This window comes from Microvirga guangxiensis (assembly GCF_900102135.1).
Lineage (GTDB): Bacteria > Pseudomonadota > Alphaproteobacteria > Rhizobiales > Beijerinckiaceae > Microvirga > Microvirga guangxiensis.
The window spans coordinates 355,139-377,381 of sequence record NZ_FMVJ01000003.1; the positions used below are offsets into that span (position 1 = coordinate 355,139).

At 63.3% G+C, this 22,243-nt stretch carries 23 protein-coding genes; 10 read left to right on the forward strand and 13 right to left on the reverse strand.

Annotation, left to right across the window (positions count from 1 at the left end):
• Positions 1 to 25 precede the first annotated feature (25 nt).
• On the forward strand, positions 26 to 784 hold the full coding sequence (locus tag BLP10_RS05255; protein WP_091131234.1) for a GNAT family N-acetyltransferase: 759 nt from the start codon (positions 26 to 28) through the stop codon (positions 782 to 784).
• Between the two features lie 8 nt (positions 785 to 792).
• Here BLP10_RS05255 and yddG read toward each other — a convergent pair whose 3' ends face one another.
• The 3 genes from yddG to BLP10_RS05270 form a co-directional block, all read right to left on the reverse strand.
• Entirely contained in the window at positions 793 to 1,698 is a 906-nt protein-coding gene (gene yddG / locus BLP10_RS05260; protein WP_091132084.1) for an aromatic amino acid exporter YddG, read from the reverse strand.
• 129 nt (positions 1,699 to 1,827) lie between these two features.
• The gene (gene phbB, locus BLP10_RS05265; protein ID WP_091131237.1) at positions 1,828 to 2,553 is read right to left on the reverse strand and encodes an acetoacetyl-CoA reductase; all 726 of its coding nucleotides are present in this window, start codon (positions 2,551 to 2,553) and stop codon (positions 1,828 to 1,830) included.
• Between the two features lie 261 nt (positions 2,554 to 2,814).
• Positions 2,815 to 3,993, reverse strand: coding sequence for an acetyl-CoA C-acetyltransferase (locus BLP10_RS05270; RefSeq protein WP_091131242.1), 1,179 nt, complete (start codon positions 3,991 to 3,993; stop codon positions 2,815 to 2,817).
• 215 nt (positions 3,994 to 4,208) lie between these two features.
• On the opposite strand from BLP10_RS05270, the gene phaR reads away from it, so the two are divergent.
• On the forward strand, positions 4,209 to 4,787 hold the full coding sequence (gene phaR / locus BLP10_RS05275) for a polyhydroxyalkanoate synthesis repressor PhaR (protein ID WP_091131245.1): 579 nt from the start codon (positions 4,209 to 4,211) through the stop codon (positions 4,785 to 4,787).
• Positions 4,788 to 4,789: 2 nt separating this feature from the next.
• Here the strand turns inward: phaR and BLP10_RS05280 are convergent, their stop codons facing one another.
• From BLP10_RS05280 to mtgA, 3 genes are all read right to left on the reverse strand, one after another.
• On the reverse strand, positions 4,790 to 6,400 hold the full coding sequence (locus tag BLP10_RS05280) for an EAL domain-containing protein (protein ID WP_091131248.1): 1,611 nt from the start codon (positions 6,398 to 6,400) through the stop codon (positions 4,790 to 4,792).
• A 190-nt stretch (positions 6,401 to 6,590) separates the two neighbouring features.
• Positions 6,591 to 6,776, reverse strand: coding sequence for a 50S ribosomal protein L32 (rpmF, locus tag BLP10_RS05285; RefSeq protein WP_091131251.1), 186 nt, complete (start codon positions 6,774 to 6,776; stop codon positions 6,591 to 6,593).
• A 144-nt stretch (positions 6,777 to 6,920) separates the two neighbouring features.
• Positions 6,921 to 7,607, reverse strand: a complete 687-nt coding sequence (mtgA, locus tag BLP10_RS05290; RefSeq protein WP_091132088.1) for a monofunctional biosynthetic peptidoglycan transglycosylase — start codon at positions 7,605 to 7,607, stop codon at positions 6,921 to 6,923.
• A gap of 103 nt (positions 7,608 to 7,710) precedes the next feature.
• Between mtgA and BLP10_RS05295 the strand changes: the two genes are divergently transcribed.
• Positions 7,711 to 8,637, forward strand: a complete 927-nt coding sequence (locus BLP10_RS05295; protein ID WP_091131254.1) for a polyprenyl synthetase family protein — start codon at positions 7,711 to 7,713, stop codon at positions 8,635 to 8,637.
• Here BLP10_RS05295 and BLP10_RS05300 read toward each other — a convergent pair.
• The 6 genes from BLP10_RS05300 to BLP10_RS05325 all read right to left on the reverse strand — a co-directional run bounded on the left by BLP10_RS05300 (position 8,634) and on the right by BLP10_RS05325 (position 15,725).
• Positions 8,634 to 9,542: a DMT family transporter gene (locus BLP10_RS05300; RefSeq protein ID WP_244510402.1), complete on the reverse strand. Its 909-nt coding sequence runs from the start codon at positions 9,540 to 9,542 to the stop codon at positions 8,634 to 8,636. The two genes, BLP10_RS05295 and BLP10_RS05300, sit on opposite strands and share 4 nt — an antisense overlap.
• A 195-nt stretch (positions 9,543 to 9,737) precedes the next feature.
• A complete protein-coding gene (locus BLP10_RS05305) occupies positions 9,738 to 11,684 on the reverse strand; it encodes a potassium transporter Kup (RefSeq protein ID WP_091131261.1) in 1,947 nt (648 codons plus the stop codon).
• Positions 11,685 to 11,877: 193 nt separating this feature from the next.
• Positions 11,878 to 13,161, reverse strand: a complete 1,284-nt coding sequence (ispG, locus tag BLP10_RS05310; RefSeq protein WP_091132091.1) for a flavodoxin-dependent (E)-4-hydroxy-3-methylbut-2-enyl-diphosphate synthase — start codon at positions 13,159 to 13,161, stop codon at positions 11,878 to 11,880.
• 108 nt (positions 13,162 to 13,269) lie between these two features.
• Complete coding sequence (locus BLP10_RS05315; protein WP_175493786.1) at positions 13,270 to 13,761, reverse strand: Fur family transcriptional regulator; 492 nt, start codon at positions 13,759 to 13,761, stop codon at positions 13,270 to 13,272.
• 174 nt (positions 13,762 to 13,935) lie between these two features.
• Positions 13,936 to 14,586 (reverse strand): class I SAM-dependent methyltransferase, encoded by a 651-nt coding sequence (locus tag BLP10_RS05320; RefSeq protein WP_091131270.1) that lies wholly within the window; start codon positions 14,584 to 14,586, stop codon positions 13,936 to 13,938.
• The gene (locus BLP10_RS05325; RefSeq protein ID WP_244510403.1) at positions 14,583 to 15,725 is read right to left on the reverse strand and encodes a glycosyltransferase family 4 protein; all 1,143 of its coding nucleotides are present in this window, start codon (positions 15,723 to 15,725) and stop codon (positions 14,583 to 14,585) included. The genes BLP10_RS05320 and BLP10_RS05325 overlap by 4 nt, the downstream gene beginning before the upstream one ends.
• Before the next feature lie 105 nt (positions 15,726 to 15,830).
• On the opposite strand from BLP10_RS05325, the gene BLP10_RS05330 reads away from it, so the two are divergent.
• The 7 genes from BLP10_RS05330 (at position 15,831) to BLP10_RS23825 (ending at position 21,407) form a co-directional block, all read left to right on the forward strand.
• Positions 15,831 to 16,160, forward strand: a complete 330-nt coding sequence (locus tag BLP10_RS05330) for a SemiSWEET family sugar transporter (RefSeq protein ID WP_091131274.1) — start codon at positions 15,831 to 15,833, stop codon at positions 16,158 to 16,160.
• A gap of 26 nt (positions 16,161 to 16,186) precedes the next feature.
• Entirely contained in the window at positions 16,187 to 17,371 is a 1,185-nt protein-coding gene (locus BLP10_RS05335; protein WP_091132095.1) for a DNA topoisomerase IB, read from the forward strand.
• A 56-nt stretch (positions 17,372 to 17,427) separates the two neighbouring features.
• Entirely contained in the window at positions 17,428 to 17,763 is a 336-nt protein-coding gene (locus BLP10_RS05340) for a hypothetical protein (protein ID WP_091131278.1), read from the forward strand.
• A 70-nt stretch (positions 17,764 to 17,833) separates the two neighbouring features.
• Complete coding sequence (locus BLP10_RS05345; protein ID WP_091131281.1) at positions 17,834 to 18,712, forward strand: MBL fold metallo-hydrolase; 879 nt, start codon at positions 17,834 to 17,836, stop codon at positions 18,710 to 18,712.
• Between the two features lie 66 nt (positions 18,713 to 18,778).
• Positions 18,779 to 20,215 carry a cytochrome ubiquinol oxidase subunit I gene (locus BLP10_RS05350; RefSeq protein ID WP_091131284.1) on the forward strand — a complete coding sequence of 479 codons (1,437 nt, stop codon included), beginning with the start codon at positions 18,779 to 18,781 and terminating at the stop codon, positions 20,213 to 20,215.
• A gap of 11 nt (positions 20,216 to 20,226) precedes the next feature.
• Positions 20,227 to 21,276: a cytochrome d ubiquinol oxidase subunit II gene (gene cydB / locus BLP10_RS05355; protein ID WP_091131288.1), complete on the forward strand. Its 1,050-nt coding sequence runs from the start codon at positions 20,227 to 20,229 to the stop codon at positions 21,274 to 21,276.
• Positions 21,276 to 21,407 carry a hypothetical protein gene (locus BLP10_RS23825; RefSeq protein ID WP_280141076.1) on the forward strand — a complete coding sequence of 44 codons (132 nt, stop codon included), beginning with the start codon at positions 21,276 to 21,278 and terminating at the stop codon, positions 21,405 to 21,407. The genes cydB and BLP10_RS23825 overlap by 1 nt, the downstream gene beginning before the upstream one ends.
• 4 nt (positions 21,408 to 21,411) lie before the next feature.
• Here BLP10_RS23825 and BLP10_RS05360 read toward each other — a convergent pair whose 3' ends face one another.
• Positions 21,412 to 22,236 (reverse strand): hypothetical protein, encoded by an 825-nt coding sequence (locus BLP10_RS05360; protein ID WP_091131291.1) that lies wholly within the window; start codon positions 22,234 to 22,236, stop codon positions 21,412 to 21,414.
• Positions 22,237 to 22,243 lie beyond the last annotated feature (7 nt).

Sequence of the window (22,243 nt, forward strand, 5' to 3'; positions counted from 1 at the left end):
CGGCACGGCAGGAGCGGCAAATCTCATGAATGATCACGGCCTCATCATCGGGCTTGAGAGCAGGCTTCTGAATGCGTGGCCTTCGTTCGATTATCAGGCTTATGACGGATGGATCCTGCGCTTTGCCAACGGCTATTCGAAGCGCGCCAATTCCGCGACCCCCCTCCTGCCGCATGCGGCTCTCGACGAGGAATTGCTCGATTACATGATCGCCCGCTTCGTCGAGGCGAATGTGCGTCCCACCTTCCGCTTGAACGGGCTGCAGGCGGCGGACGTGGACGAGCGCCTGAGGCTGCGCGGCTTCAAGGAGATCGAGCCGACGCATGTGCTCGTGGCGCCTATCCCGCAGGCCGATTGCGAGCCCGATCCGGAGGTGGAGCTCGCGCCGCAGGCATCGAAGCGCTGGGTGCGCGAGGCCGCGGCTTCTTACGGTGGCGACAAGTCCGATGACGAGACGCTGATGAAGATCGTCTCGCGCATTCGTCAGAAAGCGGCTTTCGCCACGCTCAGCCTTGACGATAAGCCGGTGGCCTGGGGGCTCGGCGTCGTGGAGCGTGGATATGTCGGCCTGTACGACATCGTCGTCGCGCCCGACCTGCGCGGCATCGGCCTCGGCCGCCGCGTCGTCTCAAGCCTCATGGCTTGGGGATGCGGGCAGGGCGCGCACAGCGCCTATCTTCAGGTGCGCGAGGAAAACGAGGTCGCGCATTCGCTCTACAGGGCGCTGGGCTTCGAGATCGCCTATGGCTACAGGCACCGGGTCATGCCCGGGCGGTCTAGCTAAGAGCTGCTTTATCGCATTCTCTTACGGCGAACCGAGGCCACTTCGCCGGAAAATGCTTTAGGCGTTAGCGTCGCCACCAGCGCACCGGCGACGATGAGGCCGCACGAGAGCGCCAGCGTGAGCGTCGGCTCCGCATAGCCTGCGAGCACGAGCAGCAGCGTCGAGAGCACCGGCGTCGCATAGGATGCGACCCCGAGCAGGCGAATGTCGCCGCGCTTCATGCCGATGTCCCACACATAGAACGCCGCGCCTACGGGACCGAGTCCGAGCGCCAGGACTGCGAGCCATTGCGTCGTGTTCTCCGGCCACACGGTTGTCTCGAACGCGAGATGGCAGATCCAGCTCAACAGCGATGTGGCGAGGCAGAAGCCCGCCACCGCATCGGTGGGCACCTGCCCGAAGCGCCGCGAGAGCACGGAATAGCCGCCCCACACGAAAGCGGCGACGAAGGCGCACAGGTAGCCGGGCAGATATTCCGAGCGCGCATCGAATGCGCCCCGCCCGGCGATGAGCACGATCACGCCTGCAAAGCCGAGGAGGGCGCCGACAAGATGCGCCCGGCGCAGATGCTCGCCCGGCAGGAGCGAGGAGAACAGCACGATCAGCAGCGGCCAGAGATAATTGATGAGACCGGATTCCGCGGGCGGCGCCCAGCGAAGCGCCGCGAAATAGAGCGCGTGGTAGCCGAACAGGCCCCCTAAGCCCAGCGCCCAGACCACCGGCTTCTGCTTCAGGGCCTTGACCCCTTCCGGCCGCGCGATCCAGCTCGCCATGCCCACGAGCCCGCCGACGAGAAAACACATGGCGTTGAGCTGGAAAGGAGGGATCGTGCCCGTAGCCGCCGTGAACAGGGCGAGCAGGGACCAGAGCAGGATGGCCGTGAGGCCGATGGTGGTGGCGGTGCGTGTCGTCATGGTGACCGCCACCTAGCACGTCATCCCGGTCGAGGCGAAGTACAGATCCGGGGTCTTGTGCAGATTATGGCGCCATGGGCGATCTGCGATTCCGGATCGCGGCCGGGCCGCATCCGGAATGACGCCGTCTTAAGCCATGTACTGCCCGCCGTTGAGGCTCAACGTCGAGCCGGTGACGAAGCCCGCATCGTCGCCTGCGAGGAAGAGCACGCCGCGCGCGATCTCTTCCGCTTCGCCCAGGCGCCCAACGGGAATGAGCGGCAGGATCTTGGATTTCAGAACCTCTTCCGGCACGGCTTTGACCATTTCCGTGGCGATGTAGCCCGGCGCGATCACGTTGACCGTGACGCCCTTGTTCGCGTTCTCAAGGGCGAGCGCCTTGGCGAAGCCGATCACGCCCGCTTTCGCGGCGGAATAGTTCGCCTGGCCCATCTGCCCCTTCTGGCCGTTGATGGAGGAGATGATGATGATGCGCCCGAAGCCGCGTTCGCGCATGCCCTCGATGACGGGGCGCGTGCAGGTGAACATCGAATCGAGGTTGGTGCGGATGACGGCTGACCATTGGTCGAAGGTCATCTTGTGGAACATGCCGTCGCGGGTGATGCCCGCATTGTTGACCAGAACGTCGACGGGGCCGAGTTCCGCTTCCACTGCGCGAATGCCGGCCTCGCATCCTGCCGGATCGGAAACGTCGAATTTGAAAACGGGAATGTCCGTTTCCGATTTGAATTGGTTTGCAGCCTCGTCATTGCCTGCGTAATTCGCGGCAACCTTGTAGCCTGCCTGCTTCAAGGCCGATGAGATCGCGGCGCCGATGCCGCGAGTGCCTCCGGTGACCAATGCAACGCGCGCCATGGAATTTCCTTCCCTCAAGCTTTTTCTGAGCGGATCTTCATGGATCCCTTCATGTGATGGAGTGCCGTTGATCCGGCGACTTCCAGTCTCAGCTTATTACATGTGGCGGACTGGGAAAGGGTGTAGGTCCGCTATTTCGTTTAAGCCTTTCGGTCTAACGAAAAAGGCTTGCGCTCCCTCGAAAGCGCAAGCCCTCCTTTCGATCAGGTGCAACACCGCAGGGATGTTGCACTTGCGAAATTCCTCAGCGCTCCAGGCGGCTTATCTTTCAAGGCACATGGCGACACCCATGCCGCCGCCGATGCAGAGGGTAGCGAGGCCCTTCTTCGCGTTGCGGCGGCCCATCTCGTGCAGCAGGGTCACGAGCACGCGAGCGCCCGATGCACCGATCGGATGGCCGATGGCGATGGCGCCACCGTTCACGTTCACGATCGACGGATCCCAGCCCATATCCTTGTTGACCGCGAGCGCCTGAGCGGCGAACGCCTCGTTGGCTTCGACGAGTTCCAGGTCCTGCACTTTCCAGCCGGCCTTCTCCAGCGCCTTGCGGGAAGCGGGAATGGGGCCCGTGCCCATAATCGCAGGATCGACGCCGGCAGTCGCCCAGGAGGCGATGCGGGCGAGCGGGGTGAGACCGCGCTTCTGGGCTTCGGATTCGGTCATGAGCACCAGGGCAGCCGCGCCGTCATTGATGCCGGAGGCGTTGCCTGCGGTCACCGTGCCTTCCTTCGAGAAGGCGGGCCTCAGCTTGGCGAGCGCGTCAATGGTCGTTCCCGCGCGGATGTACTCGTCCTGCTCCACCACGATGTCGCCCTTGCGCGACGAGATGGTGACGGGCGTGATCTCGTCCTTGAAGCGGCCTTCCTTCTGGGCGGCCTCGGCCTTGTTCTGGGAGGCGGTGGCGAACTGGTCCTGCTCCTCGCGGGTGAGCTGCCAGCGCTGCGCCACGTTCTCGGCGGTGTTGCCCATGTGGTAGCCGTTGAAGGCGTCCATCAGGCCGTCCTTCAGCATCGTATCCACGAGCTTGAAATCGCCCATCTTGGTGCCAGCGCGCATGTAGGCCGCATGCGGGGCCAGCGACATGGATTCCTGGCCGCCGGCCACGATGATGTTGGCATCGCCGTTGGCGATCTGCTGGAGGCCGATGGCGACCGTGCGCAGGCCCGAGCCGCAGAGCTGGTTGAGGCCCCAGGCGGTCTTTTCCTGCGGCACGCCTGCCGCCATGGCGGCCTGACGGGCCGGGTTCTGGCCCTGACCTGCGGTGAGGATCTGACCGAGGATCACCTCGTCGACCTCCTCAGCCTGCACCTTGGCGCGCTCCAGCGCCGCCTTGATGGCCGTCGCGCCCAGCTCATGGGCCGGGGTGTTGGCGAAAGCGCCGTTGAAGGAGCCGACCGGCGTGCGCGCGGCGCCGACAATGACGATGCTGTCCTGGGCCATTCCTGTCTCCTATGACTCTCTGTCCGATTAGATAGTGCTGGTGCGATCAAAGCCCCAGAGCCTGCGATGTCAAGGACAGGATAGAACAAGTCAGCCATGCGTCCCTTAGACTTTTGGCGCTTTGCTCGTGGGGCATAAGGCTTATAATTAGTTAAGGCCGTCGAGGTCCCGACAGGGCACGCGGTCACCGGTTTCGAGGAGCGTATCGGGTCCACATGGCGACGGAAAAACAGCCGACGATCATCAAGAAATATGCCAACCGCCGCCTCTATCACACCGGCACCTCAGCCTATGTGACGCTGGAAGATCTGGCCGGCATGGTCCGCCAGGGCGACGACTTCGTGGTCTACGACGCGAAGTCGGGAGAGGACATCACCCGCAGCGTTCTCACGCAGATCATCTTCGAGCAGGAGAACAAGGAAGGGCAGAACCTCCTGCCCGTCACCGTGCTTCGCCAGCTTATCCGCTTTTACGGCGACAGCATGCAGGCCCTCGTGCCGAGCTATCTCGAGTTCTCCATGAACAACCTGTCCCAGGAGCAGCAGAAGCTCCGGGATCAGATGACCAGCGCTTTCGGCTCCGGGGCCTTCCAGGCCATGGAGGAGCAGGTGCGCAAGAACATGAGCTTCTTCACGGAGGCCATGCGCATGTTCTCGCCCTTCCCGCAGGGGGGAGCGCCCGGCGCTCCCGCGACGAAGGCGACGTCTCAGGCGGAAGAGGGGGGCGATCTCGATGCCCTCAAGCGTCAGATGGCCGACATGCAGGCCAAGCTCGACAAGCTCGCCGGAAAGTAAGGTCAGGCCCTGGCTTTCTTCAGCAATTGCTTGAGGCCAGCAGGCTCCTGAACGACTGCCGGCTCTCCGAACAGCGCGCCTTCCAGATAATCCACGCCCCAATCGGACAGCATCCGCGCGGTTGCCTCGTCGTCCACCCATTCGGCTGCGACGGCAAGGCCTGAGTTCTGAGCCTTGTCCACGAGGGCGCGCACGAAAAGGCGGTCCTGCGTCGAGCGCTTGAGCGGCTGGATGAAGACCCCGTCGATCTTGAGCATGTCGAAGGGCATGTAATGCAGAACGGATGGCAGGATATGGCCGGAGCCGAACCCTGACAGGGACAGGCCGATGCCGAGGGCCTTCATGGCATGGAGGCGGCCCACAAGGGAGGCGTCCTTCGCCAGCGCGATCTCCGGCACCTCGATCATGAGGCGCGACTCGATGCCGGGCCGGGCCCCGAGATGGGCGGCAAGGGTCGGCAGCCATTCCGCGTCCAGCAGGGTTGCGGGCGCGACGGGCAGGGCCATCCGCTCATGAGAGTGTCGGCTCAGATAGTCCGCTGCCAGCTCCAGCATGCGTCCATCCATGAGCAGGCTCACATTGGCGTCGTTCAGGGGCGGCACGGGACCAAGAGGGATGATCCGCCCATCGGAGGCGCTCAGGGCGGAAGCGGCCTGCATCAGAGCGGGGGCTCTGCTTCGGGCATCCACCATGGGGCGGCAGGCCAAGGTGAGGCTTCGCTCGTTGAGAGCAGAAATCAAATCGAAGGAAGCCTTCTCGGCCCGCGTCGAGCGGGGAGCCGGATGAGGATCGTAGAGCTTGAAGGGCTCCTGGCCCGCAAGGGCGGTCTCCAGGGCCTGCTCGGCAAAGCGCAGGAGCTTGGTAGCCTTGAAGGTGTGGTCCGGCGCGCAGGCGGCGGCAAGCGTCAGCTCGCCTGCGCAATCCTTCAGGAGGCCGGCCGCCCGCAGCATTGCGCTCGAGGCCTCCGAGACCGGGCAACCGGGCAGCGTCAGAGTGAAGCGGCTGGGGCTCAGGGCGCCGAAATGGTCCTGCCGCCGCATCATCGGGCGCAGTCTGCGGGCGATGATGTCGAGCGCATCCGAATCGTCACCCTCCAGGGAGCCCACGATCAGGGTGCAGGTCTGGGAGAGGCGAAGGGCCTCGTTGATGCCGTTCTGGATCTGCCGCAGCAGGCCCGAGCGGGCTTCGATCCGGGCCGGCAGGCAGGCTTGGCCGGGATCGGTCCGCATCAGGCCCCGCACGAAGGCAGGGCGGCCTTGGGCATCCGGCAGCCAGCGCCCCGCATCCTCAATCATCAGAACCTGATCCGCCGCGAGGCGAAGGGCGTAGCGCGTCTCGAAACTGCCGGAGGAGCAGTCGGCGATCGCCTGCGGACGACTGGTGCCGATGCCGGGCTCCACGAGCTGGGCGAAGGCTTTGCCCGTTTTCGGCAGGTCTCGGGCCGGAACGCCCAGAAGGGCAGCCGCATTGGGCCCCCAGGTCAGGGTGTCCGAGAGAATATCCCAGGAATAGGCGGAGCCGGACTGGGAGGCCGGGAAAGCCTCTTGGCGCTTGCGCGGCGTCCGGGGTGTTCCCTGAAAGATCCCCGCCCGGCCCGGACGCTTCGTCGCCATTGCTCACACCCCAAAACGCAATACACAGCGGCCGGGAGAAAGCTCCAGCCCGTCAAAAATCGAGGCTCAAGGATCGGGCTTCAGGCTTAATGATCGGTAAAATCGATAGAGAAATCGGGCCTCTGGGGATTGCGGGCATAAAAAAACCGGCGCGGTGCGCCGGTTCTTTTTACTTGCATGCCGCGTAAACTTACGCGTCAGCCTTCACCTTCAGGACCTGACGGCCACGGTACATGCCGGACTTCAGGTCGATGTGGTGAGGACGGCGAAGCTCGCCGGAGTCCTTGTCCTCGATGTAGGTCGGGGCCTTCAAGGCATCGGCGGAGCGACGCATGCCACGCCGCGAGGGCGACGTTTTTCTCTTAGGAACGGCCATTTCTCGTCTCCGGTCAAAAAAGCGGAGCGCCCGCTCAACCGGGGAACGCTCACATCTCAAACTTAATGAGGTTGCGCCTCATACAAGGTCTTGGAGGAAATATCTAGTCCTTAGTGACTTAAAAAGGCTTTTCATGGTCGCAGCTCAAGGTTTCAGGCATTCGCTATAGGGGGCGGCCCCTACCATCCGGGCCTGGACCTGCCCTGCCAGGGCATTCAGCCTTGCCGTGGGGCGTCCGGGGTTGCGCCTGAGCGGGTTGGGGAGGGCCTTGGCCAGAAGCGCCGCCTCACGGCGTGTCAGGTTCTTGGCGGACTTGCGGAAATACTTTTGCGCCGCGGCTTCGGCCCCGAAGATGCCCTCGCCCCATTCGGCCACGTTGAGATAGACCTCCATCATCTGGCGCTTGGACCAGATGAGATCGAGATACATGGCGACCGGGATCTCCAGCCCCTTGCGGAGGTAGGAGCGGCTCGGGGTGAGGAACAGGTTCTTGGCCACCTGCATGGAAATGGTCGAGGCTCCGCGGGACGGGCCATCCTCGTCGGAATCATCGATCACCTCCTGGACGGCGATCCAGTCCACGCCGCCATGGCTGCAGAAGCGGCTGTCCTCAGCCGTCATGACGGCGAGCGGCAGGTGAGGGGAAATCTCATCGAACGGGACATAGGTGCGCTCCACGCCCTGGAGCGTGAGCCAGCGGCCGAGCATGAGGGTGGAGACGGGAGGCACGATCCAGTACAAGAGCCCTAGCCAAAAGACGGCTCCGACCCATAAGAGGATAAGGCCGAGGCCGAACTGGACGAAGCGGCGAAGGAAACGGGCGACCGTCATCGGCTCCCGCGACCGTTCCCGCCGCAGAATCCATCCCCGGTCCGTTCGTCCGCCGCTGTTCTCCTCGGAGGGAGCGGCCGCTCCCTCCGAATTCGGACTCACCATGACGCCATCCACCAGCACTTTCAGCGCGCGGCTCAATGAGGCCGCAAAGCTTATCGAAGCCAATCTCGAAGCCTTGCTAGCAGACAATGCTCGCCACGGCGAGATTGCTCGGCCCGCCCGGCTGATGGAGGCCATGCGGTATGCTGTGCTGGGGGGCGGCAAGCGCCTGCGGCCGTTTCTCGCCATCGAGGCGGCGCGCCTCCTTGGGATGGAGGGACAGGGGCCTTTGAGGGCAGGCTCGGCCATCGAGCTTCTGCATTGCTATTCCCTGGTCCATGACGACCTGCCGTCGATGGACGACGACGATCTGCGCCGTGGCCGGCCGACCGTGCACAAGGCCTATGACGAGGCCACGGCAATTCTCGTGGGCGATGCGCTCCAGACCCTCGCCTTCGAGGTGCTGGCCGATCCCGAGACCGATGCCGATCCGGCGGTGCGCTCGGACCTCGTGCTGGGTCTCGCCCGTGCCTCGGGCCTCGGCGGCATGGTCGGCGGGCAATTGCTCGACCTCTCTGCGGAGGGCCGCTATGGGGCGATCACGATGAAGGAGCCTGACGTGCGCCAGCTCCAGATGATGAAGACAGGCGCCATCCTCACATTCTCGGTGGAAGCCGGGGCGATTCTCGGCAGAGCCGATCAGGATGCGCGCCGGCACCTCGTGGAATACGGCCGTGCGCTCGGTGCGGCGTTCCAAGTGGCCGATGACATTCTCGATCGCGAAGCATCAGCAGAAGCGCTCGGCAAGCGCACCGGCAAGGACCAGGAAAAGGGCAAGGCCACTCTCGTGGATCTGCTCGGGCTGGAGGGCGCGAAACGCGAATGCCGCGAACTCATCGAGAGGGCGGATGCCGCGCTCGATCCATTCGGCGACAAGGCGCAGACGTTGCGCGAGGCCGTGCGCTTCGTGGTGGAGCGTGAGGTTTAAGCGCTCGCCGATGCTCTACGCCTCAACCAGCGCGGCAGCTTCATCTCGCTCACGATCACGCCGGCAACGATCAGCGACGCTCCAAGCAGTGCGGCGGCGGGCATGAGTTCGCCATAGAGGCGTCCCACGATTCCTGCCCACACCGGCTCACCCGCATAGATCAACGTGGCGCGGGTGGGAGACACGCTCTTCTGCGCCCAGTTCATCGCAAGCTGGATGCCTGCGCTGGCAAGGCCGAGACCGACGGCGCTGAAGATCAGAAGCCATGACGGCTCAGGCAGCGATTCGCCGAGTGGCGCCATAAAGGCGAATGCGAGAACCGATGTTGTGGCGAGCTGCACAACGGTGACGCGGCGCGCATCCACCTTCCCCGCGAAGCCGCCGATCAGAATGATCTCGGCGGAAATGGCGACGGCGCAGAGAAGCGTCAGCAACTCGCCGATCCCCATTCCGATCGATGTCCCGTCGGGCCCTGCGAGCAGCGCGAGGCCGATGAAGGCGAAGACGATGCCCGTCCAGGCCATGACACTCGGCGGCCTCCTCAGGACCAGCCATTGCAGCAGGGGCACGATCGGCACATAGAGCGCCGTGATGAAGGCCGACTTGCTGCTGGGGATATATTGCAGCCCGTACGTCTGGAGCGTGTAGCCGAAGAAGATCGCAACACCGATCAGCATGCCGGCCTTGATCTCGAGCCAGGTCAATCCGCGCAGCACCGGCGCTGCGATGAGCGCCATCATCAGAGCAGCCGTGCCGAAGCGAAGGCCAACGAAGAACAGCGGGCCGCTGACGCTCAGGGCAAGCTGGACGATGAGAAAGGTCGCACCCCAGATCATCGTGACGAACACCAGCACAGCCTCGCTGCGGCTGAGGGCGAAGGAGGAAGGGGGTGGGGCGGTGCTCAAGAGACGGGTCCTCGACGGAATGGGCGTCGGTTAGGGGCAATCAGCGCAACGGTCAAGGATGGGCCGGAGGGTGATCGGCTGAGGCGAGTGGGGCTGGTAGGGGTCAATCTTGCCCAACCGGACCTCATCCCTATTCCCTCGCCGCAAGGAGGGGAGAATAGGGGGAGTTAGAGAGGACGCCTTGAAGGATCCCGTTTAAACAGTCACCTGCGTGCCCACTTCCACCACGCGTCCCGTCGGGATCTGGAAGAAGTCCGTGGCGTCGCTCGCCGACTTTGCGAGGCTGATGAACAGCTTGTCCTGCCAGAGCGGCATGCCCGATTGGCTCGCAGGGCGGATCGAACGCCGCGAGAGGAAGAACGACGTCGCCATGATGTCGAACTTGAACCCCTGCTTGCGCAGGATCGCGAGGCCGCGCGGAATGTTGGGCGTTTCCATGTAGCCGTAGCTCAGGCGGATGCGCCAGAACGAGTCGCCCACATTCTCGATGGCGACGCGATCCTCGTCTTCCACGCGCGGGATGTCCTCACCGCGCACGGTGAGAATCACGTTCTTCTCGTGCAGCACCTTGTTGTGCTTCAGGTTGTGCAGAAGCGCGGCGGGAGCGGTGTCGGGATCGCTCGTGAGGAACACGGCGGTGCCCTTCACGCGATGCGGCGGGCTCTTCTCGAGCATGCCCACCAGTTCGAGCAGGGGCACGTCGATCTTGCGGGTCTTCTCGAACAGAATCCGCGTTCCCTTCACCCAGGTGAACATGATCACGAAGAAGGTGAGAGCGATCAGCAGGGGCACATAGCCGCCATCCAGGAGCTTGAACAGGTTCGAGGACAGGAAGGTGAAGTCGAGGGCGATCAGCGGTACCATCACGAGGGCGGTTTTGATCGGACCCCAGCCCCAGACCCGGCTGAACACCAGGCAGGCGAGCAGCGCCGTCACGATCATCGTGCCGAAGACCGAGATGCCGTAGGCGCTGGCGAGGTTACTCGAGGAGCCGAATGTCAGCACCAGCGTGACGACGGCGACGAGAAGGAACCAGTTCACGCGTGGCAGATAGATCTGTCCTTGGTGCGTTTCCGAGGTGAAGCGGACCTCCAGGCGCGGCAGGAGGCCGAGCTGCACCGCCTGCCGCGTCAGGGAGAACGCGCCGGTGATGACGGCCTGGCAGGCGACGATGGTCGCCAAGGTCGCCAGGATCACCAGCGGCAGCAGCAGCCACGGGGGTGCCAGCAGGAAGAACGGGTTCTCGATCGAATCTGGATTCGAGAGCACGAGCGCGCCCTGCCCGAGATAGTTCAGGGTCAAGGCCGGAAAGATGACTGTGCCCCAGGCCATGCGGATCGGCTTGCGGCCGAAATGGCCGAGATCCGCATATAGCGCCTCGGCGCCGGTTACGGCGAGGCAGACGCTGCCGAGGATCGCAAAGGCGGTGCCCGGGTGCGTGACGAGGAAATGCACCCCGTAATAGGGGTTGAAGGCGAGCAGAACCTCCCAGTCATCCGAGATGTGGAGAAGGCCGAGGCCCGCCATGGTGATGAACCACAGGAGCGTGAGAGGGCCAAAGAGGGCGGCAACCTTGCTGGTGCCGCGGCTCTGCGCGACGAAGAGGCCGATCAGGATCGCTACCGCAACCGGCAGGATGTAATCCTCGAAAGCCGGAGCGACGAGCTTCATTCCTTCCAGAGCGGACAGAACCGAGATGGCCGGAGTGATGGCGGCGTCGCCATAGAACAGGGCCGCTCCGGCCATGCCCATCATCAGAACGGGCAGGCTGCGCCGCCCGAGCGCGCGCTGCAGAAGCGCCACCAGCGTCAGAGAGCCGCCTTCGCCCTTGTTGTCGGCGCGCAGCAGCAGGATCACGTACTTGACGGTCACGGTCAGGATCAGCGCCCAGATGAGGAGCGAGAGAATGCTGATCACCAGATCGCGCGTCAGATCGACCGGGACACCGTGGTGGCCTCCGGTCGCGGCAGCGACCGTCTCTCGCATGGCGTAGAGCGGGCTCGTTCCGATGTCGCCGTAAACGACGCCGATGGCGCCGAGCGTCAGGGTCCAGAAACTCGCCTTGTGGTGGCTTCCGGGAAGGGTTGCCTCCGGGGCGGCGGAATCCGCGTGCCCGGGAGCGACAGCATGCTGTTCTGTCATGTGTGTTTTCTTTGCGGACGTGTCCGCGGACAGCCTTTGTTCCAAGTCACTCTGCAATAACGACGAAGGAAGGAGATCTTCATCTTCGAGTGCAGTGGCCGTCACTGCTGCCGGCGCGGCGCGCTCTCTAGCACATCGCGCTTGAGCTTAAAACGGAATTTCTCCCAGGGTTCCACGAGGCTCACGCGCCGATTCACTCGGCGGCGTCGCGCTCCCGCTGGCCATAGGTCTTGCGGATGTAGTCGAGCACGAGAGCTTGGAAGTCCTGGGCAAGCGTCGGGCCGCGCAGGGTCATCGCCTTCTTGCCGTCGATGAAGACGGGGGCCGCCGGCTGCTCGCCTGTTCCGGGCAGCGAGATGCCGATATTGGCGTGCTTCGACTCACCGGGGCCGTTCACGATGCAGCCCATCACGGCCACGTTCAGGTTCTCGACGCCGGGATAGGTGCGCCGCCACTCGGGCATGGAGGTGGAAATCCAGTTCTGGATGTCCCGCGCCAGCTCTTGGAACACCGAGGACGTGGTGCGTCCGCAGCCGGGGCAGGCGGCCACCAGCGGCACGAAGGTGCGGAAGCCCATGGTCTGGAGCAGTTCCTGCGCGGTCTTCACCTCGAGCGTACGGTCTCCGCCCGGCTCGGGCGTGAGGGAATAGCGAATCGTATCGCCGATGCCTTCCTGCAGCAGGATGCCGATGGCCGCGGAGGATGCCACGATGCCCTTGGTGCCCATGCCGGCCTCAGTGAGACCCAGATGGATGGCGTAATCGGAACGGCGGGCAAGCTCCTGATAGACGGCGATCAAGTCCTGCACGGCGGAAACCTTGGCCGAGAGGATGATGCGGTCCCTCCCTAAGCCGATCTCTTCCGCGCGGGCGGCGGAAAGCAGGGCGGATTGAATCATCGCCTCGCGCGTCACCCAGCGCATCTCGCGAGGCTTAGCGGAAGCGGCGTTCTCGTTCATGAGGTGCGTGAGGAGCTCCTGATCGAGGGAACCCCAGTTCGCGCCGATGCGCACGGCCTTGTCGTGCTTGATGGCCAGCTCGACGATGGCGCCGAACTGCCGGTCCTTCTTTTCCTTGAAGCCCACATTGCCCGGGTTGATGCGGTACTTGTCGAGAGCCTCCGCGCATGCCGGGTGATCGGCCAGAAGCTGATGGCCGATATAATGGAAGTCTCCCACCAGCGGCACGGTAACGCCGAGCCGGTCGAGCCGCTCGCGGATCTTCGGCACAGCCGCAGCGGCCTCGTCGCGATCCACCGTGATGCGCACGAGCTCCGACCCGGCGCGGGCGAGCGCCGCGACCTGGGCGACGGTGGCGTCCACATCCGCCGTGTCCGTGTTGGTCATCGACTGGACGACGATCGGTGCGCCGCCGCCGACCATGACGGAGCCGACCCGAACGCCTACCGTGCGGTGACGGGGGCTAGGGCCTGCGGGGCGCTCGAAGGGGACGACATTGGAGGAGGACATAAGAGACATGCTGCAATCCGCGGCGGCCGATGACAAGGCCGTCGCCGTTTAGCTGAGGCGAAAACCCCTTCTCGTCAAGCGTAGCCCAGTCAATAGAGTGTCAGATGTGATCTGCAATCAGCAGTGAATGCAGCGGCCGGTGAGCTCCAATACCTTGGCATGCGGTGAGAAAGCATGGGTCTTGTGGAGCGACGATAAGGCATCGGACAATTCCGGCAGGATCACTTCCCTGACGTCTCCGCAGCCCTCGCAGATGAGGAGGGCGGATGATCCATGGCCGTCGGAAGCCTGGCTGCTGGCGGTATAGGCATTCAGGCTGGAGAGCCGGTGGGCCAGCCCCTGCTCGATCAGGAAATCCAGGGCGCGATAGACCGTGATAGGCGCCATGCGGCGGCCTTGAGGCGAGAGAACATCCGCCAGGTCGTAGGCCCCGAGGGGCCGCTTGGCTTTATGAAGAGCCTCGAGAACGCGACGGCGGATGGGTGTCAGCCGCACCCCATTGGTCCGACACAGGCTTTCCGCATAAGCGAGACTTTTAGCAACCGTGGCCGATTTGGAGACCGGCTGAGGGTGGATGGCAGTCTGGAGATCGGAAGAAGGCTGCGTCACGGTGTTGTCTCTGGATTTGTAAAACGGAACTTGATTGGAAAATGAAAGGGCAAGAGGGCTCATAGGCCGCCCTCTCCGCAAAGATAGGTTACAACGCTACATATTCAAAGGGGCTTTTGGTATTCAAAGTGCATGGTCTTGCAGTCATGCAGTGAGGGAATGCGCAGCAGCTGACTATTCGTGCCGAAATTCCCAGACGCTGGTTTTCTTGATTTCGGCATCCTCCAGAGTGCGCGTTACCGGCACTTCGTAGATTTCCAGACGTTCGAGACGGTCCTTGGGGAGATAGCTACGGCCCGGATCGCCGATGAGGACGGCGGCACCGCGCCGGCTCAGAGCAAACAGCCAGTCCGTGACCCACGCCGCCAGATCCTGCTCGTAGCAGATGTCACCGGCGAGAACGGTCTCCCAGCCCCGATCCTGCCCGATGAGGTCTTCTTGTATGGGCGTGACGCTGACGCCGTTTGCCTCGGCGTTCAACTGGATCGCGGCGATGGCGAAGCCGTCGATGTCGCAGGCGAGCACCTCGGCCGCGCCCGCCTTCATGGCCGCGATCGCCACGAGACCCGAGCCCGAAGCGAAATCGAGAACGCGTCGCCCGCGCACGGTTTCGGGATGATCGAGAATGTAGCGGGCGAGCGCCTGCCCGCCTGCCCAGGCAAAGGCCCAGAAAGGCGGAGGCAGGCCGATCTCGCCCAGTTCCTCTTCCGTGCGCTGCCACAGATCGGTCGCTTCGTCGGCGACATGCAGCAGGAGTTCCGGCGTGTGGGGCACCGGCAGCAGCCGCGTCTCGGCGCGGATAAAGGCAACCGGATCCGCGATCATGGGCTCAACATGGAGGCATAAAGCCGTTTGACGTCGTTCATCACGTCCCGTTCCGTGAAGCCGTCGAGAACGCGGGTGCGGGCTGCCTCGCCCATACGCACCACGCGCTCGGGATCGTTGGCGAGAGACAGGAAACCAGCGCCAAGCGCTCCGGCATCGTTCGGCGGCACGAGGTGACCCTCAACGCCATCCCGCACGAGGGTGCGGCAGCCGGGAACGTCGGTGGTGACGATGGCGCGCCCACAGGCGGCGGCTTCAAGCAGCGTCCGCGGCAGGCCCTCGCCGCCTCGGGAGGGAAGGCATGCCACGTGATGATCGCGCCAGACGGCCTGAACATCCCGGGTTGCGCCGTGCCAGGAAATGCCGGGCTCGGAACTCCAGGCCTTCAGGGTTTCCTCCGGGATGGCTTTCGGGTTCGACGGGTCGGGATTTCCATAGAGCGAAAGCTCGACGGCGGCGCCTTGCGCCCGGGCCTTACGTACGGCCTCCACGGCAAGGTCCACACCCTTCGACCAGAGCATGCGGGCGACGAGGGCCACCTTCAGCGGCGGCTGCGCGGGGAGGGGAGTAGGCTTGAACGCCTCGGGATCAATGCCTGCGCCCCCGACGATGGTGACGTTCGAGGCTCCCGGGTCGAGGCCGAGGAGCTTGGGGTCGTCCGTATTCTCGAAGAGGTAGCGTGTTTTTTCGGTCTGAAGGCCGCGCACCAGCAACCGCACGGCACGCTGCGAGAGGCGCCCGACCCTGTCGGTTCTTGCCCCGAGGAAGCCAAGGCCGGTGAGCGCGTAAACACGATGCTTGATGCCGGCGAGGCTGGCCGCGAAGCCTCCGACCAGAATGCTCTTGAGCGCAATGCAATGGACGATGTCGGCCTTCTCGTCCTTCAGAATCGCGGCGAGCTGACCGGCCGCATAGCCTGCCGTCATGGGATTGATGCTGCGTCGCTCGACCTGCAGCGGAACCACCCGCGCTCCCGTCGCCTCGATGGCTTCCCGGTGCGCCTGAACGCGCGTGACAACCGTCACGTCGAGGCCGAGCTCGCGCGCAGCCGTGGCCATGGGGAGGAAGTGCGAGGCGAAGAACCAGTCCTCGGTCACGACGAAGACGAGCTTGCGGCCTGGAAAAAGAGGGTCGGTCAAGGGAAGCCTTTGATGAAACAGCGCTGCTGTATCTAGCGACCTCTCCTCCTGGAGGGAACCACCCTTTTCCGTCGCCGTTGCATTCGGCCTGGAAAGGAGGCGTGAATGAGTGAGTGGCTGCCGACGATCCTGGCGACCGTTGCGGGAATTCTGTCCACGGCGAGCTTCGTCCCACAGGTGCTGAAAGCCTGGCGCGAGCGCGACACGGCGGCGATCTCGAAGAAGATGTACCTCGTGACGGTCACGGCCTTCGTGCTGTGGTCTGCTTACGGCTTTCTCATCGGGGCGATTCCGCTCATCGTGTTCAACCTGCTGAGCTTGTGCCTGAGCGGCACCATCCTCGCCTTGAAGATCCGCAATGACCGGCAGGAGGCGCGCACCGGCAAGTCTGCCGCAGGCGAGCGGAGGGAACCGGGCATGGCGCAGTCCGGTTGATCCTCTGCTTCACAGCAAGGCGCGACATGCTTCTGGACCCGAATCCTTCCAACGACACCATCGTCGACCCGCGGGACGCCGCCGAGACGGCAGGGCTCACTTATGTCTCCGATGAGTCACCCGGGATCAGACGCAGAAAATCCGGCAAGGGCTTCACCTACACCAAGCCCGACGGGAAGAAGGTCGAGGACAAGGCGACGCTCGACCGCATCAGGTCGCTCGCCATCCCGCCTGCCTACACGGATGTGTGGATCTGCCCGAAGGCCAATGGCCACATTCAGGCGACGGGCCGCGATGTGAAGGGGCGCAAGCAATACCGCTATCATCCCGCCTTCCGCGAAGTGAGGGAGAGCACGAAATACGAGCGCATGCTCGAATTCGCGCGCGGCCTGCCGGCCATCCGCAAAACCATCGACGAGCACATGAAACTGCGCGGCCTGCCGCGCGAAAAGGTGCTGGCGACGGTGGTGCATCTGCTCGAGAACACGCTGATCCGCGTCGGGAACGAGGATTATGCGAAGCAGAACAAGAGCTATGGCCTGACCACCTTGCGCGACCCGCACGTGAAAGTGGAGGGGGCCGAGTTGCGCTTCCAGTTCAAGGGCAAGAGCGGCAAGACCTGGAAGCTGCAGGTGAAGGATCGCCGTATCGCCAGGATCGTAAAGGCCTGCCAGGATCTGCCGGGGCAGGACCTGTTTCAATATCTCGACGAGAGCGGCGAGCGTCAGTCGATCTCATCGTCGGACGTGAATGCCTATCTGAAAGAGATCACCGGACGCGACATCACCGCAAAGGACTTCCGCACCTGGGCAGGCACGGTGCTTGCCGCCATGGCCTTGTCCGAGTTCGAGCAGTTCGACAGCGAGGCCAAGGCGAAAAAGAACATTCGCGCAGCCATCGAGCAGGTTTCCTCGCGTCTCGGCAACACGCCGACCATCTGCCGCAAGTGCTATGTGCACCCCGAGGTATTCTCCTGCTATCTCGAAGGCGGCCTGCTTCTGGAGATCAAGGAGCAGATCGAGGCCGAACTGCGTGAAGACCTGCCTTCCCTTCGGCCGGAAGAGGCTGCGGTGCTGACCCTGCTTCAGGAGCGGCTGTCCCGCGAGGTGCAGGAGCAGGCAGAAAAGCAGGCGAAGAAAAAACCTGCCAGGACGCGCCGATCTTCGGTTCGCCGGAAGCAGGATGCGAGTCAGGCCGAGATGCGCGCCTGATTCTTGACCCTCAGGCCCGGTCATGCTCCATCGCTGCCGTGATGGAGCGAAAGTAGATGAAACGTTCAGCGATCATGGTGGCCGCTCTTGCGATGGCAGGTTCGTGTGCCGCGGGACTCTCCTGCGCTGTTGCTCAGGAACCAAGCTGGGTCGAGGTGAAATGTGACCGTTACAAGAAGGCGTGGGATGACGCTCTCGCACGGCGGGGCACCAAGGGTTTAGGACAGGAATTTCTCGATCGTCACGAAGCCTTCCTGGTCTCCGGCTGCGTCGCCAAAGCCGAAGTCTGTCCCCGCTCCGAGGAGGAGCTGACCCTTGCCAACATGATGGTGGTGGCCGCCATGAACGCGGGAACGGCCAGCACCTTCCCGCCTTTCGCCTGCCGGAAGTAGGCTCCCGCGTCGAACATTTCCCTTCGGTCTGGCGTTAGGGTTTCTCTCCACCCAGTCAGCGAGGCCTTCCATGCGTGTTCACCATCTCAATTGCGGTTGCATGTGTCCGGTGGGTGGCAAGCTGTGGGACGGGGTGAGCCGCGGCATGACAGGACAGCTCGTCTGCCATTGCCAGCTCGTCGAGACCGACAATGACGGATTGGTGCTCGTCGATACCGGCTTCGGTTCGCGGGATGTGGAGCATCCTTACGAGCGGCTGAGCCCGCTGTTCATCCATACCAACCGCATCCAGCTCGAGCATCGCTACACGGCCCTGGAGCAGGTGAGGAGCCTGGGGTTCTTGCCTCGCGACGTGCGCCACATCGTGCTCACTCATCTCGATTTCGACCACGCGGGCGGACTCGAGGACTTTCCGGAAGCGAGAGTTCACGTGCTGGAAGCCGAGATGGACGTGGCCGAGGATCGGCACGGGCTCATCAACACGCGCCGCTACCGGCCCGAGCAATGGGACGAGGTGCATAACTGGCGCTTCTACAATCCCGAGGGCGAACGGTGGTTCGGCTTTGACGCCGTCCGCGATCTCGATGGGTTGCCGCCGGAGATTTTGATGGTTCCGCTGCCGGGCCACACCCTCGGCCATGCAGGCATCGCCATCGATACGCCGGAGGGCTGGCTGCTGAACGCAGGCGATGCTTATTTCCACCGCCATGAGATGGATCCGGAGCCCTATTGCACGCCGGGCCTTGCCGCCTATCAGCGCATGATGGAGATGGACAGGCCGTCCCGCCTCCATAACCAGGAGAGGCTGCGCGAACTTGCGAACGATGGTCGCAGCAATGTGAGAATCTTCTGCAGCCACGATCCGGTGGAGCTAGAAGCCCTGCAACGCCTCAGCACGGGCTGGCGTCCGCTGCAGGCTGGATCCATGTCGCAGGCGCGATATTCCTAGGCGCGAGCCTGGACCCTTCTTGTCCGCGCCCTAAAAGCAGGGGGAGGAAGATAGAGGGGAAGCGGTATGGAACTCGACGCCTTGATGCTTTCACGCATCCAATTTGCGTTCACGATAGCGTTCCATATCATTTTTCCAGCCTTCACCATCGGCCTCGCGAGCTGGCTCGCGGCGCTGGAGTTCAACTGGCTGCGCACAGGCAATCCGCTCTATCGCAATCTTTTCCGCTTCTGGGTGAAGGTTTTCGCGGTGTCGTTCGGCCTGGGCGTCGTGTCGGGCATCGTCATGAGCTATCAGTTCGGCACGAACTGGTCGCGCTTCTCAGAATACACCGGCAACGTTCTCGGTCCGGTCATCGCCTATGAGGTGATCACGGCGTTCTTTCTCGAAGCGGCCTTCCTCGGCATCATGCTGTTCGGCTGGGAAAGGGTTGGCGACCGCCTGCACTTCTTCGCCACCTGCATGGTGGCCTTGGGAACGCTGATCTCCGCCTTCTGGATTCTCTCGGCCAATTCCTGGATGCAGACGCCGGACGGTTTCGCCATCGAGAACGGCAAGGCCGTGCCGGTCGACTGGTTCAAGGTCGTGTTCAATCCGTCCTTCCCGTTGCGCTACGCGCACATGGTGCTTGGCTGCTACATCACCACGGCCTTTGCTGTCGCAGGGATGTCTGCCTGGATGCTGCTGCGCCATCCTCACGATGCGCCGGAGGCCAAGCTCGCCGCATCGCGGCGTTCGCTCTCGATGGCCCTGTGGTTTGCCGCCATCTTCGTGCCGGTTCAGATCGTGATCGGTGACCTGCACGGTCTCGGCGTGCTCAAATACCAGCCCACGAAGCTCGCGGCCATCGAAGGCAACTGGGATCGCATGTCCAACATGCCGCTTCGTCTCTTTGCCATTCCGGACGAGGAGGCGGAGACCAACCACTACGAAATCGGCATTCCGAAGATCGGCAGCTGGGTGCTCACCCATGCTTTCGATGGCGAAGTTCCTGGCCTGAAGGAAGTTCCGCGCGAGGACCGCCCGCCCGTATGGCCTGTGTTCTTCTCTTTCCGGATCATGGTGGGCATCGGCTTCGCCATGCTCGGCATCGGGTTGTGGAGCCTATATCTCCGCTACAAAGGCACGCTTTTCACCAACAGAACGTTCCTGACCGCCACGATGATCATGACGCCGTCGGGTTTCGGCGCGGTGCTGTTCGGCTGGTTCACGGCTGAGATCGGCCGTCAGCCTTTCGTGGTCTATGGGCTGTTGCGCACCGCCGATGCGGTCTCGCCCGTTTCGGCAGGCGCGGTCACCGCATCGCTTCTCACCTTCTTCGTCGTCTATGCCTTCGTGTTCGGTTTCGGCTCGTACTATCTCGCGAAGCTGCTGCGCCGGGGCCCGGATCCTGTCGAGGACATTCGCGGAGACGATCTCAGCAAGAAGCCGAAACGTCCGTTCTCCGTGCCGGACGAGGGGCTCGAAGGCAGGCCCGGCCATCGGCCGCAGCCGGTGCGATAGGAGGCAGCAGCATGTTCGGTTTTGGAAACGAATACGAAGGTCTCGCTTTCTGGCTGCCGCTGATATGGGCCGGACTGATCGCGGTGGCGGTCGCCATGTACGTGATCGTCGACGGGTTCGATCTGGGCGTCGGCATTCTTTTCAAGGCGGCGCACAGCGAAAACTGGCGCGATCGCATGATGTTTTCCGTCGCGCCGATTTGGGACGGCAATGAAACCTGGCTCATTCTCGGCGGCGGCGGCCTCTTTGCGGTCTTCCACATCGCCTACGCGGTTCTCATGCCCGCGCTCTACGTGCCGATCATCCTCATGCTGATCGCGCTCATCTTCCGCGGCGTGGCCTTTGAGTTCCGCTTCAAGTCTGAGCGGTCGAAGTTCCTCTGGGATAATGCCTTCTTTTTCGGATCGCTCCTCGCGACGTTCTTCCAGGGCATGGTGCTCGGCTCCTTCGTGCAGGGGTTCTCCAACGACGGACGCCAGTTCACGGGGGGCACTTTCGATTTCCTGACGCCTTTCAGCGTCGTCACCGGCATCAGCCTCATTTGCGGCTACGGATTGCTCGGGGCGACCTGGTGCGTGATGAAGACCACAGGAGAGCTCGAGATCTGGGCGCGCCGCATGGCGGTGCGTTTCCTCATCGCGACCATCGTCGCCATGGCCATCGTCTCCTTGTGGGTGCCGTTCCTCGGGCGGCAGATCGAGATGCGTTGGTTCACCTGGCCCAACATTGCGTTTCTCGCGCCGATCCCGCTGATCACGGCCTATGTCGCCTACCGCCTGTTCCGCGATCTTGATGAAGGGCGGCATTATCGGCCCTTCTTCCTCACGATTGCGCTCTTCCTCCTGGGCTATCTGGGGCTCGGCGTCAGCCTCTTTCCCTATAACGTGCCGCCGAACCTCACGATCTGGGATACGGCCAACACGGTGAACTCGCAGCTCTTCGCGCTTGTGGGCTTCGCCATCGTGCTGCCCATCACCTTCGCCTACACGGCCTATGCCTATTATGTGTTCCGCGGAAAGGTCGCCGAGGAAATCCAGGGCGGCGGCTACGGATATCACTGATGCAGGCAGAAACGCATCGCCCACCGGAGCGGCGCTCGAAGCGCCTGCTCTGGTTCGTTCTCATGTATGTCGTGAGCTTGGCGGTTTTCGCCGCTCTCGTCTATGGGCTAAAGCTCATCATTCCCCACTGAGCCTTCAGCGGTAGGTGCCGATGAAGCCCTTGTCGGTGACCACCACCCAGCGTGCGCCGCGCCGCTCGATGGTCTCCACCTTGCCGACCCCGGGAATGAGGCTGCCGGGCATGACCTCGTAAAGGCCACGGTTGCGGCTCTCCACGAGGGCCGATCCATTGTAGACCTCCCGCAGAACCCATCCGTCGACAGGTTCGGCCTTGGCTGGCTTCAGAGCGGGCGGGCTGTCTTTTTCGGCTGCCGGATCAGGGGCGGGAGGCTTGATTACGCTCAGATTATTCAGCCCTGCCATAATCTGGCCTTCCATCCGGGTCAGACGATCCTCGAGAGACGTGAGCTTCATGCCCGGTTCTTGGATCGATGCCGCAAGGCGGTCGATCTTCTCGGCAAGCCTGGCTTGTCCGGAATTGGTGGAGGCCGTGTGTTCGACGTCGCGCGCTTTCACCGCGACTTTCAGCGTTGCCAGTTCATCGTTCAGTTTGACGAGAATGTCCTGGTTGCGCACCGCCTCGGCTTGCATGAGGCGGATTGCCTCCCGGGTGCCTGAGTTCCCTGCATAGGATGCAAGCCATCCTGCGCCGAGGAAAATCAGGGCCACGGCTGCTTGAGCCAGGAGGGGATTTTTAACGCGGTGTCGAGGTGCTGTTTTGGCCTCGGCCTCCGTCAGGGGATTGGGAGAACCTTCAGGCTTCGCCTCTTCGCGGGCGCTCCTGATCGCTTCTGCCAGGGCCGCACTCGCGGCAGGGTCGATCCGGATTTCTTTCGGCGCTGATTCGCCGGTTCGGAAAGGCGCTGCCAAGGTAAGATGAGGGCTGTTGAGCTTGTCCATATTGCGA

Coding starts and splice junctions, on each gene's coding strand:
- BLP10_RS05255 (WP_091131234.1), top strand. CDS start 26: ATGAATGATCACGGCCTCATCATCGGGCTTGAGAGCAGGCTTCTGAAT.
- yddG (WP_091132084.1), bottom strand. CDS start 1,698: ATGACGACACGCACCGCCACCACCATCGGCCTCACGGCCATCCTGCTC.
- phbB (WP_091131237.1), bottom strand. CDS start 2,553: ATGGCGCGCGTTGCATTGGTCACCGGAGGCACTCGCGGCATCGGCGCC.
- BLP10_RS05270 (WP_091131242.1), bottom strand. CDS start 3,993: ATGGCCCAGGACAGCATCGTCATTGTCGGCGCCGCGCGCACGCCGGTC.
- phaR (WP_091131245.1), top strand. CDS start 4,209: ATGGCGACGGAAAAACAGCCGACGATCATCAAGAAATATGCCAACCGC.
- BLP10_RS05280 (WP_091131248.1), bottom strand. CDS start 6,400: ATGGCGACGAAGCGTCCGGGCCGGGCGGGGATCTTTCAGGGAACACCC.
- rpmF (WP_091131251.1), bottom strand. CDS start 6,776: ATGGCCGTTCCTAAGAGAAAAACGTCGCCCTCGCGGCGTGGCATGCGT.
- mtgA (WP_091132088.1), bottom strand. CDS start 7,607: ATGACGGTCGCCCGTTTCCTTCGCCGCTTCGTCCAGTTCGGCCTCGGC.
- BLP10_RS05295 (WP_091131254.1), top strand. CDS start 7,711: ATGACGCCATCCACCAGCACTTTCAGCGCGCGGCTCAATGAGGCCGCA.
- BLP10_RS05305 (WP_091131261.1), bottom strand. CDS start 11,684: ATGACAGAACAGCATGCTGTCGCTCCCGGGCACGCGGATTCCGCCGCC.
- ispG (WP_091132091.1), bottom strand. CDS start 13,161: ATGTCTCTTATGTCCTCCTCCAATGTCGTCCCCTTCGAGCGCCCCGCA.
- BLP10_RS05320 (WP_091131270.1), bottom strand. CDS start 14,586: ATGATCGCGGATCCGGTTGCCTTTATCCGCGCCGAGACGCGGCTGCTG.
- BLP10_RS05330 (WP_091131274.1), top strand. CDS start 15,831: ATGAGTGAGTGGCTGCCGACGATCCTGGCGACCGTTGCGGGAATTCTG.
- BLP10_RS05335 (WP_091132095.1), top strand. CDS start 16,187: ATGCTTCTGGACCCGAATCCTTCCAACGACACCATCGTCGACCCGCGG.
- BLP10_RS05340 (WP_091131278.1), top strand. CDS start 17,428: ATGAAACGTTCAGCGATCATGGTGGCCGCTCTTGCGATGGCAGGTTCG.
- BLP10_RS05345 (WP_091131281.1), top strand. CDS start 17,834: ATGCGTGTTCACCATCTCAATTGCGGTTGCATGTGTCCGGTGGGTGGC.
- BLP10_RS05350 (WP_091131284.1), top strand. CDS start 18,779: ATGGAACTCGACGCCTTGATGCTTTCACGCATCCAATTTGCGTTCACG.
- cydB (WP_091131288.1), top strand. CDS start 20,227: ATGTTCGGTTTTGGAAACGAATACGAAGGTCTCGCTTTCTGGCTGCCG.
- BLP10_RS23825 (WP_280141076.1), top strand. CDS start 21,276: ATGCAGGCAGAAACGCATCGCCCACCGGAGCGGCGCTCGAAGCGCCTG.
- BLP10_RS05360 (WP_091131291.1), bottom strand. CDS start 22,236: ATGGACAAGCTCAACAGCCCTCATCTTACCTTGGCAGCGCCTTTCCGA.